Source organism: Candidatus Zixiibacteriota bacterium (assembly GCA_035574315.1).
In the GTDB taxonomy this organism is placed as follows: Bacteria; Desulfobacterota; Binatia; order UBA9968; family UBA9968; genus DATLYW01.
Genome location: DATLYW010000029.1, coordinates 123,701 through 134,328 on the forward strand (window position 1 = coordinate 123,701; position 10,628 = coordinate 134,328).

General features: G+C 66.5%; 7 protein-coding genes. 5 read left to right on the plus strand and 2 right to left on the minus strand.

Annotated elements, in window-relative coordinates; genetic code table 11:
• Positions 1-30: 30 nt before the first annotated feature.
• On the minus strand, positions 31-2,937 hold the full coding sequence (locus VNN77_09825) for an FAD-linked oxidase C-terminal domain-containing protein (GenBank protein ID HXG51689.1): 2,907 nt from the start codon (positions 2,935-2,937) through the stop codon (positions 31-33).
• A 170-nt stretch (positions 2,938-3,107) separates the two neighbouring features.
• The gene (locus tag VNN77_09830; protein ID HXG51690.1) at positions 3,108-3,848 is read right to left on the minus strand and encodes a uracil-DNA glycosylase; all 741 of its coding nucleotides are present in this window, start codon (positions 3,846-3,848) and stop codon (positions 3,108-3,110) included.
• A gap of 117 nt (positions 3,849-3,965) precedes the next feature.
• On the opposite strand from VNN77_09830, the gene VNN77_09835 reads away from it, so the two are divergent.
• The 5 genes from VNN77_09835 to VNN77_09855 all read left to right on the plus strand — a co-directional run.
• Positions 3,966-5,375, plus strand: coding sequence for a sigma-54 dependent transcriptional regulator (locus tag VNN77_09835; protein HXG51691.1), 1,410 nt, complete (start codon positions 3,966-3,968; stop codon positions 5,373-5,375).
• 34 nt (positions 5,376-5,409) lie between these two features.
• Positions 5,410-8,061, plus strand: coding sequence for a PAS domain S-box protein (locus VNN77_09840; protein HXG51692.1), 2,652 nt, complete (start codon positions 5,410-5,412; stop codon positions 8,059-8,061).
• Positions 8,036-8,668: a response regulator transcription factor gene (locus VNN77_09845; protein HXG51693.1), complete on the plus strand. Its 633-nt coding sequence runs from the start codon at positions 8,036-8,038 to the stop codon at positions 8,666-8,668. The genes VNN77_09840 and VNN77_09845 overlap by 26 nt, the downstream gene beginning before the upstream one ends.
• A 425-nt stretch (positions 8,669-9,093) precedes the next feature.
• Positions 9,094-9,594 (plus strand): chemotaxis protein CheW, encoded by a 501-nt coding sequence (locus tag VNN77_09850; protein ID HXG51694.1) that lies wholly within the window; start codon positions 9,094-9,096, stop codon positions 9,592-9,594.
• Positions 9,587-10,628: protein-glutamate O-methyltransferase CheR (locus tag VNN77_09855; GenBank protein HXG51695.1), on the plus strand; the 1,042-nt coding region annotated here is incomplete at its 3' end. The genes VNN77_09850 and VNN77_09855, both read left to right, overlap by 8 nt.

Consider the following 10,628-nt stretch of genomic DNA (forward strand, 5'->3'; position numbering starts at 1 on the left):
GCTGACCTCCGAGCCGCGGCCAACCGCCCGTCAACGTCCCGCCGGCCTCTCGTCCGCGAGCGCTTCCCAGAGGAGCTCTGCCGGGTGCCTCGCCTTCCGCCCGGTCAGATGGTCGATTTGCTGGCGGCAGGAAATGCCCGGCGCGACGATCTCGACCTCGGGAGGCGCCGCCTCGACCGCCGGGGCGAGGCGGCGCCTCCCGATCGCGATCGAGAGATCGTAGTGCTCTTTCTCGAACCCGAACGACCCCGCCATGCCGCAGCAGCCGGAGTCCACCTCGCTGACCTCGTAACCGGCCCAGCGCAGCGCCGCCACCGTCGCCCCCGTGCCGGCGAGCGCCCGCTGGTGGCAGTGGCCGTGAAGCAACGCCTTGCGGCCGCCGCCGGCGAACCGAAGCGACAGCCGGCCCGCGTCGCGCTCGCGCACGACGAACTCCTCCAGCAGAAAGCTGTTGTCGGCGACCCGCCGGGCCTCGGGCGTTCGCACGAGCTCCGGGTACTCGTCCCTGAGGGTCAGCAGGCACGAGGGCTCCAGCCCCACGATCGCCGCGCCGCTCCCCGCGAACTCCGCCAGGCGGTCCACGTTCCAGATCGCGTGGTCGCGCGCGGCGCGCAGCATCCCTTTGGAGATCATCGGCCGGCCGCAGCACCGCTTCTCCACGCGCACCAGCCGGTAGCCGGCCCGCTCCAGAAAGCGCGCCGCCGCGATCGCGACGTCGGGCGTGTTGAAGTTGTTGAAGGTGTCATGGAAGAGCACGACCTCGCCCTTCGAGCCGTCTCCTTCCGGCGCGTGAGCGCCGAACCAGTCCTCGAAGCTCTCGCGCGCGAACTCCGGCAGCGGCCGGCGGCGGTCGATGCCCGCCCATTTCTCCAGCAGCCAGCGGTTCCAGCGCGAGCGCGCGATCCAGTTCGACACCGGCGCGAACCGGGAGCCGATGCGGTTGATCCGCTCGACGGCCCCGAACACGCGGTTGCGCAGCGGCAGGCCGTTGGCGCGGTGATAATGGTCCAGGAACTCGTACTTGAGCTTCGCCATGTCGACGTTGGACGGGCACTCGGCCTTGCACGCCTTGCACTCCAGGCAGAGATCGAGCACCTGGTGGAGCCGCTCGCCGGTAAAATCCTCCTTCGGCACCTTGCCCGACAGCACCGATCGCAGCGCGTTGGCCCGCCCGCGCGTCGAATGCTCCTCGTCCAGCGTCGCCATGTACGAGGGGCACATGGTCCCTTCCAGCTTCTTCCGGCACTCGCCCATGCCGCTGCACATCTCGACCGCGCGGGCGAATCCCCCCTGACCGCTGAAATCGAGCGTCGTGTCCGGCTCCCACGTGCGGTACTCGGGGCTGATCCTGAGCGATTCCGTCATCGCCGGCGCGTCGACAATCTTCCCCGGATTCATCAGGTTGTCGGGATCGAAAGCCCGTTTGACCTCGCGGAAGGCCTGGTACAGGGTGGGGCCGAACAGCTTCTCGTTGAAGTGGCTGCGCGCCAGGCCGTCGCCGTGCTCGCCCGACAGCGCGCCGTCGAACTCGAGCACGAGATCGAGGACGGCGTTGGCGATCGACACCATCTTGCGCACGCCCTCGGGACGCTTGAGATCGATCAGCGGCCGGATGTGCATGCAACCGACCGAGCAGTGGCCGTAGTACCCGGCGACCGCGTCGTGATCCTCGATGATCTTGCGGAACCTCCGGATGAACTCCGGAAGCCTGGCCGGCTCCACCGCGGTATCCTCGACGAAGGCGATCGGCTTCTTGTCTCCCTTGATGCCGAGCAGGAGCCCGAGCCCGGCCTTTCTCACCCCCCAGATCGCCTTGACCTCTTCCGGCTTGAACGCCAGGGTGGCGGCGTAGCCGATCCGCTCCCGGCGCCGCAGCTCCTCCAGTCGCTCCACCTGCTCCCTCACCTCGCGCTCGCTCTCTCCGGCGTACTCGACCATCAGCAGCGAGTCGGGATCGCCCTGCACGAACCAGAGCTTTCTCGATTGCTCGATGTTCCCGCGCGCGAGACTCAGCACCATCCGGTCCGTCGACTCCATGGCGTAGGGCCGGGTCTGCAGGATCGCCTGCGAACATTCCAGCGCCTCCTGGTCGCTGTGGAAGTGAATGACGGCCATCGCCGTCCATTTGGGCTTCGGCACGAGCCGCATCTTCGCCTCGACCACCGTGCCGAGCGTTCCCTCGGACCCGACCACGATGCGCGAGAGGTTGAACGGCTGCGGCTTGACGAATTCATCGAGGTTGTAACCCGAGACGCGCCGCATGATCCTGGGGTAGCGCGCCACGATCTCCTGCCTGTGCTCCCGGGCGATGCGGGCGATCTCGCGATAGATCCTTCCTTCCGGGGTATCCAGGCGGCTCTTCCGTTCCACCTCCTCGCCGGCGAGATCCTCGAGCACGACCTCGCTCCCGTCCGCCAGCAGGACCGTCAGCTCGAGAACGTGGTCCAGGGTCTTCCCGTAGGCGAGCGAGTGGGCCCCGGCCGAGTTGTTGCCGATCATCCCGCCGATCGTCGCGCGGTTGGCCGTGGACGTATCCGGGCCGAACTGCAGCCCCATGGGACGGACGTGGGCATTGAGCTCGTCCTGCACCAGGCCCGGCTGGACGCGGCACCACAGCTCTTCGCGATTCACCTCGAGCACGCGATTCATGTACTTGGAGAAATCGAGCACCAGAGCGCGGCCGACCGTCTGGCCCGCGAGCGACGTGCCGCCGCCCCGGGGCAGCAGCGGCGCCTTGAAGCGGTTCGCGACCTCGATCGCCGCCTGAACGTCCCCCTTGTGACGCGGCACGATGACGCCGATCGGCTCGATCTGGTAGATCGACGCGTCCGTGGAATACAACAGCCGCGTGTAGCGGTCGAACCGCACCTCGCCCTCGATCCGTTTCTGCAACTCGGCGGCGAGGTCACGGGCTTCCGGAGCGATGTCGTGATTCATGATGAGCCTCTCACGTCTTCGGAACCGCGGGGGTGTTTTGCAACCCCGGTTGCGCGAGGGATTGCCCGTCGCGTCCCGTCCATTGCAACCGCGGAATCCGGTTTCGAGACGAAACACCAATCTGCCGGCACCCGGGACTACCGCCATCTTCGCTCTCCGCCCTCTTCGAATCAAAGGCCGCGCCGGCGGGCGACTTCAGTCTCCTTTTCACGCCCTCGCCGCCCGGGTTCCTTTGCGATCGCTTTCCTCGCCTCGGCGAAGACCTCCGCGAGCATCTCGCGCGTGAGCCTGCCGGTGAACGTGTTCTGCTGGCTCGGATGATACGAGCCCAACAGCGTGACGCCTCCCGGCAGCACCGTCCGGCTGCCGTGGCCGAACCGGGGCCGCGGCCGCGGCACCTCTCCACCGGCTTCGCGGAACGCCGCGAGAAAGGAATCGAACGCGATCTTCCCCAGAGCGACGACGACCCGAAGGTCGCGAAAGGCCTTCAGCTCGCGCACCAGATACGGACGGCAGTTCCTGAACTCCGCGGGAGAAGGCTTGTTCGCGGGAGGCGCGCAGCGCACCGCGGCCGTGATGTAGCAGTCGCGGAGCTTCAGCCCGTCGCCGCGGTGCTCCGAGCGGGGCTGGTTGGCGAAGCCTGCATGGTAGAGCGCCTCGTAGAGCCAGTCGCCGCTCCGGTCTCCGGTGAAGATCCGCCCGGTGCGGTTGCCGCCGTGAGCGGCGGGCGCAAGCCCGACCACCAGCAGCCGCGCGCGGGGATCGCCGAAGCCCGGCAGCGGCCTGGCCCAGTAGATCGTGCCCCGGTAGCGCCGCGGGGGGTTCTTTCCGACCTGCTCGCGCCAGCGCACCAGCCGCGGGCACTTGCGGCAGCCGACGATTTCACGGTTGAGCGCGCGCAACGAGATCATCGGTTCCTTGTTATCACAGAAAGCACCGAAACTTCATGCTCCACGTTGGTTTTCTTTGCCATGTGGCGCGATCTACCGCGCTTGACCTCGATGCCGCCCTCGGTTATTTATCCAGGTATGGCTGGGGCTTCAACCCGAGCAGCAGCCGTTCACATTCTCTACGCCGAGGACGACCCCCTCTCCGGTCGTCTGGTTCAATCCATCGTCGAGCCCGAAGGCTACTCGGTCACCGTGGTCGGGACCGGTCAGGGCTTTCTCCGCGCCCTTTCCGATGAAAAACCCGATCTGTTGCTCATCGATCTGCACCTGCCCGATGCGTCCGGTCTCGACCTTCTCGCCAAGGCGAGGCTGCGCTTGCCCGAATCTCCCGTGATCGTGCTCACCGCCTCCAGCTCGGTCGACGACGCGGTCAAGGCGCTCAAGGGCGGCGCCACCGACTACCTGACCAAGCCGATCGACCACCAGCGGCTGATCGTGTCCCTCGGCAACGCCTTGAAAATCCGCCAGCAGCAGCAGGACCTGAACTCGCTGCGCTCCGAGGTGAGGGAAGCCTACCGGCTGGAGCACCTGATCGGGAGCTCCGCAGGCATGCAGAAGGTCCGCGACCTCATTCGCCAGGCAGCCCCCAGCGACGCCACGGTCCTGATCGTCGGCGAGAGCGGCACGGGCAAGGAGCTGGTCGCCAAAGCCCTGCACTACGCCAGCTCCCGGTCGGCCAGGCCCTTCGTCGACGTCAACTGCGCGGCGCTCACCGAGACGCTGATCGAAAGCGAGCTTTTCGGCCACGAACGCGGCGCCTTCACGAGCGCGATCTCGCGGCGCCGGGGCAAGTTCGAGCAGGCGCACGGCGGCTCGCTGTTTCTCGACGAGATCGGCGACATGCCGCTGCCGACGCAGGCGAAGATGCTCCGGGTTCTCCAGGAGCGCTCCTTCCAGCGGGTCGGCGGCGAGGACAAGATCAACGTGGACGTGCGCGTGATCTGCGCCACCAACCACAACCTGGAAGCCCTGGTGCAGAAGAACGCGTTCCGGCTCGATCTCTACTACCGCATCAACATGATCGTCATCGACGTGCCGCCGCTGCGCGAGCGCAAGGAGGACATTCCGGAGCTGGCGCGCCATTTCCTCGCGGTCGCGAGCCGGTCGGGGAAACATCCTGCCCGGGCGATCTCCGACGCGGCAATCATGGCGCTCGCCCAGCACGACTGGCCGGGCAACGTCCGCGAGCTGCAGAACGCCATCGAGCGGGCGGTGACGATCTGCGACGAGGAAGAGATCCAGCCCACGCATCTTCCCCCTGCGGTCCTGCGAATCACCAAGGCCCCGCCCCCGACCGGCGGCGGCTATACGGAAGGCAAGGGATTGATCGAGGCGGTCGAGCAGTTCGAGCGCGCGATGATTCTGGCCGCCCTCGAGAAATTCGACTGGAACAAGACGCGCGCCGCGGTTTCCCTGGGCGTGACCCGCCGCATCCTCTCGTACAAGATGCAGAACCTGGGGATCGACAAGGCCGCGCAGGACAGCTGACGCGCCGCGGCTCCAGCGTCCGCCCGAGAGCTTCTTGTCATCGCCCATGCGGGTATCTTTCAGCCTCCGGCAGCGCCTTTTATCGCTGATCGTCCTGGCGGTCCTGCCGGCCATCGGGCTCCTTTTCTATCACGCCCTGCGTGAAAGCCGCCTGGCCGCCGAATCCTCCCGCCGGACCGTCGTCCGGATGGCGGGCCTCGCCGCCGACAACTACGGTCAGTTCGTCCGCACGGCGCGAATGCTCCTCGAGATTCTCGCCAGGGTGCCTCTCGAGGACAAGCCGGTTTGCGGAGATCTCCTGGAGGCTGCCGCCGACCGGTTTCCCGAGTTCGACCACATCGCCGTCTTCGAATTCGATGGGCGCGTGCGCTGCGGCTCGTGGCCGTTGCAGCCGAACCTCCCGGAGAGCGAGTGGTTCCGGGAGGCGCTGGCCGGCCGGGCATTCAGCAGCAGCGGCTATCTCGAGGGGCGCGCGAGCGAACAGCCGCTCGTGATCTTCGCCTCCTCGGTTCTCGACGACAGCGCCCGGGCCACGGGGATTCTCGCGCTTTCCCTCGATCTCGCCCGGTTGAGCGATCTCCTGGCCAGGTCTCCGTTGCCGGAGGACTCCGTCTTCGCCATCGTCGATCACAAAGGCTCGGTTCTGGCCCAGCGGCCCGACGGCCCGCGTTGGGTGGGGAAGACCCATCCGCTGGCCGCCGCCGTGACGGCGCGGCAGGGGCTGTCGGAACCCGTGGAGCACGCCGACCCCGACGGCTTGACCCGGGTTTACGCGTTCGCGCCCCTCGGCGACGAAGCGAGCGCCAACGTGGCGACGCTCGTCGTCGGCACTCCCAGGCACGCCGCCTATCGGGAGGCGCAAGCGGTTTTCCGCCGGAGCCTGCTGTGGATCAGCGCCGTCACCGTGCTGGTGCTGGCGCTGGCATGGGCGGGCACCGAGACGTGCGTATTGAAGCGGGTCCGCACGCTGACCGCCGCTACCAGGCGTCTGGCGGCCGGAGACCTTATGGTCCGGACCGGGATCGCGTACCCGTATGACGAGATCGGGCAGCTCGGCGGCGCCTTCGATCAGATGGCGAAGATGCTGCAGCAGCGCGAAACGGAGCGAACTCAGGCGGAGCGGACCCGGGCGCAGCTTGCGGCAATCGTCGAGTCTTCCAGCGACGCGATCATCAGCCGCACGCTCGACGGTCTGGTCACGAGCTGGAACCGCGGCGCGGAGCTCCTCTACGGCTATTCGGCGGAGGAGATGATCGGCCGTCCGATCACCGTGCTGATGCCCCCGGAGGAGCTCGGCCGGAGCGCCGAGAACTTCGAGCGCATCCGGCGGGGGGAGCGGATCCGCAACTACGAGACGGTCCGGCTGAGAAAGGACGGCGCCAGGATCCAGGTCTCCGTCTCCGTCTCGCCGATCATCGACGATCGCGGGAACGTGGTCGGCGCCGCGTCGATCACGCGCGACATCGGTCACCTCAGGCGGGCGGAGAACGAGATCCGCGCCCTGCACGACATCAACGTGGCGATCACTTCGACGCTGGAGCTGCCGAGGATCCTGGATCTGTTGCTCGAGAAGATCGACGGGCTGTTGCCCTACGCCGCCTCTCATATCCGGCTGGTCGACCCGTCGACGGGCGCGGTCGAGCGGCTCGCCTGCCGCAACATCGACCACAAGAAATGGCAGGAGATTTCCGGACGCTCCCCGGGTCCCCGCATGCGCGCCCTGCTGCAATCCGGAAAGCCTTTCGTAGTATCCAACACCCAGACCGACCCGCGGGTCCGGCGCAAGGAATTCTATCGCGACCAGGGACTGGTCTCGCAGCTCGGCGTTCCGCTCACTTTTCGGGGAGAAGTCTTCGGGCTGCTGTCGGTCTTCACCCGGGAGGAACACGATTTCACCGAGCAGGAGATCGCCTTCATGCGGGCGCTGGCCGACCTGGCGAGCATCGCCATCCACAACTCGCGCCTCTACGAAAACAGCCTCCGGCTGTCGCAGGAACTGGCCGAGAACGAGAAACAAATCCGCGCGTTGATCGCCGGGCTGATCAGCGCGCGTGACGAGGAAGCCCGGCGCATCGCCTCCGTGCTGCACGACGAGTCGGGCCAGCTGCTCGCCACGGTGTATATCGCGCTGGACGAGCTCGCCCGGCGGCTGCCGGATGCCGCCGCTCCAATCCGGCGAATCAAAGCCACTCTCGATCAGGTCGAGGAGCGCTTGCGGGACCTTTCCCACGAGCTGCACCCGACCATTCTCGACCATCTCGGCCTGCTGCCGGGCCTGGAATTTCTCGCCCAGCAGATCTCGCGCCGCTCGGGCATCGACATCGCCGTCGAAGGCTTGACCAACGGACGTTTCTCGCCCCTTCTCGAGCTGACGCTCTACCGCGCCGTCCAGGAAGCGCTGAACAACGCGGCGAAACATTCGGGCGCCACCCGGGTTCACGTGCGGCTGATCGAAGACGAAGGGTGGATCCAGTGCTCCGTCCAGGACAACGGAGTGGGGTTCGACGCCAGTGGCGCCGGGCAAAGCTCCGGCGGCCGCTGGGGCCTGGGGCTGGCCGGGATCCGGGAGAGGCTCGAGATCTTCAGCGGCAGCCTGCAGGTGTTCTCCTGTCCCGGCGCGGGCACCAAGCTTCTCATCACGATTCCACAGGAGAAATTCAATGGCGCACCGGGTGCTGCTCGCTGACGATCACCTGGTCGTGCGCGAGGGGCTCAAGAACCTCCTCGTCCAGGAGGGCTTCGAGATCGCGGCGGAAGTTTCCGACGGCCGACAGGCGATCGAGGCGGCGCACCGGCTTCACCCCGACGTGGCCCTGATCGATATTTCGATGCCCCTGCTGAACGGCATCGACGCCGCGCGCCAGATCCGGACGGTATCGCCGCAGACCAAGACCATCCTCCTGACGATGTACAAGGAAGAGCAGTATGTCATGGAAGCGTTGCGTTCCGGCGTCAAGGGTTACGTTTTGAAGACGCAGGCGGCGTCCGAGCTGGTCGAGGCTATCCGCGCGGCGCTGAATGGCAAGATGTATCTCAGCCCGTCGATCTCCGAAAGCGTCGTCCGCGCCGCGCTGGCGGCGGGACCGGCAGTCACCGACCCGCTGACCCAGCGCGAACGCGAGGTTCTCCAGCTCATCGCCGAGGGGAAGACCAACAAGGAGATCTCGCGCCAGCTCGGAATGAGCGTCAAGACGGTCGAAACCCACCGTCACAATCTCATGGTCAAGCTCGACATCCACGACACCGCCGGCCTGGTGCGGCACGCGATCAAGATCGGCCTGATCCAGCCTTAGGCTCCCTGCCCGTCCCGCCTCTACGGTATTGGCCCGGGCCGCTCTAAGGTCTTCACCCGATACCGTCTATCTTCTCCATCTTCTATTCTTTTGTCGTTTCGCGGGACGCGGCCGGGGATCGGCGCTCTCGGCGGCGCGCTGAGTTCGTCAGAAAAACGATCCCGCACGCGCCCGCCGTCGATGCTCGAAGGTCGTCGTCGAATTCCGGGAAAGCGGAAGCGAAAATGCAGGGCCGGCGGCGCATGCGTTTTTTTGTTCATTTCTGTGCATTCTTGTTCATCCATGAGAGCGTTGTCGGCTTTTCCCGGAAGATTCGACAAAGAAAAACAGCAATTTGCACCGCCGTGCCGCTGGCATGAAGGCTGCTGGTGAACCATGCCCGCGCTCCCGGCCAGAGACTTTGCCGCCGCACGGATCCAAAAACGATGAGTTTCCCGGAAAAGCCCGACGCGTCTCCCGTTCGCCTGCTGCTCTTTACCCTGGATGATCGCAAGTACGCCCTGCCGCTGGAAGCGGTTCGAGAGGTCGTTCGCGCGGTCGGGATCACCCCGCTGCCCGAAGCGCCGGCAGTCGTCCTCGGGTTGATCGACGTGCGCGGCGAGATCGTTGCGGTCTTCGACCCGCGCGAGCGCTTTCGCCTGCCGAAACGGGATGTGGAGCTCGGCGACCGGCTGATCCTCGCCCGCGCATCGAAGAGAAGCGTGGCGCTCCTCGTCGACGGCGTCGCCGGAGTCCTGGAAACGAGCCCGGAGGAGATCGTGGCGGCGAAGACGATCCTTTCCGGGCTGGAGCTGGTCCAGGGAGTGGTGCAGCTTCCCGACGGCCTCGCGCTCATCCACGATCTCGATCGATTTCTCTCCGCCGACGAAGAGCGGCGGCTGGACGAAGCGCTTGGGCGGCCGGGATCGGAAGCGAGCCATGGCTGAGCGCCTCCCCCCTGCAATGCTCGCGCGCCTGCGCGAGCTGCTCGCCGAGCGAATGGGAATCCACTTTTCGGCGGAGCGCGTGAGCGACCTCGAACGCGCGATGGAGTCCGCCGCGCGGGAGGCAGGCTATTCGAGCACGGAAGCCTGCCTCCAAGAGCTGCTTTCGTCGCCGTGGAAAAGAACGCAGATCGAGCTGCTGGCGCGCCATCTTTCGGTCGGGGAGACCTATTTCTTTCGCGACAAGAAAATCTTCGAAACCCTGGAGCGGCACGTCCTTCCGGAGCTGATCCGCTCGCGCGACCAGAAACGGCTGCGCATCTGGAGCGCCGGATGCGCCACGGGAGAGGAGCCGTACTCCGTGGCGATCCTGCTTCGCCGGTCGCTCCCCGACCTGGCCGACTGGCACGTGACCATCCTGGCGACCGATATCAACCCCTCGTTTCTGGAAAAGGCGCGGCGCGGCGTCTACAGCGAATGGTCGTTTCGGGACGCGCCGCGCTGGCTCAAAGAGCACTATTTCCGCCGGCGGCGGGAGGGCCTGTACGAGATCGGCCCGGAGGTCCGGGAAATGGTCGTTTTTTCTTACCTCAATCTCGCCGAGGACCAGTATCCGTCGCTCCTGACCAACACCAACGCCATGGATCTCGTCCTGTGCCGCAACGTCCTCATGTACTTCGCCGCCGAGAAGGCGAGGAGCGTGCTCGACAGGCTCCACCGCGCTCTGGTGGACGGCGGCTGGTTGATCACCAGCCCGAGCGAGGTCTCGGACACGCTTGTTCGGCGGTTCCGGAGGGTGAGCTTCGACGATGCGACTCTCTATAAAAAGGATGCCGGCCCAGCGGAGACGAGGCTCGAAACGCCCGAGGTGGCGGGACTTGTCCGTTCTGGAATAGCACCGGAGGCCGCCGCGGGGGCGCCGCCGTCCTTCACCGTTGGGACGGAGAGCGAGATTTCGTTTTCCGCGCTCGCCTCAGGGTCGGCCTTCGAGGCTCGACCGGCGGTGCGATCGGACCGCGGCGCGGCGGATTCGCCCG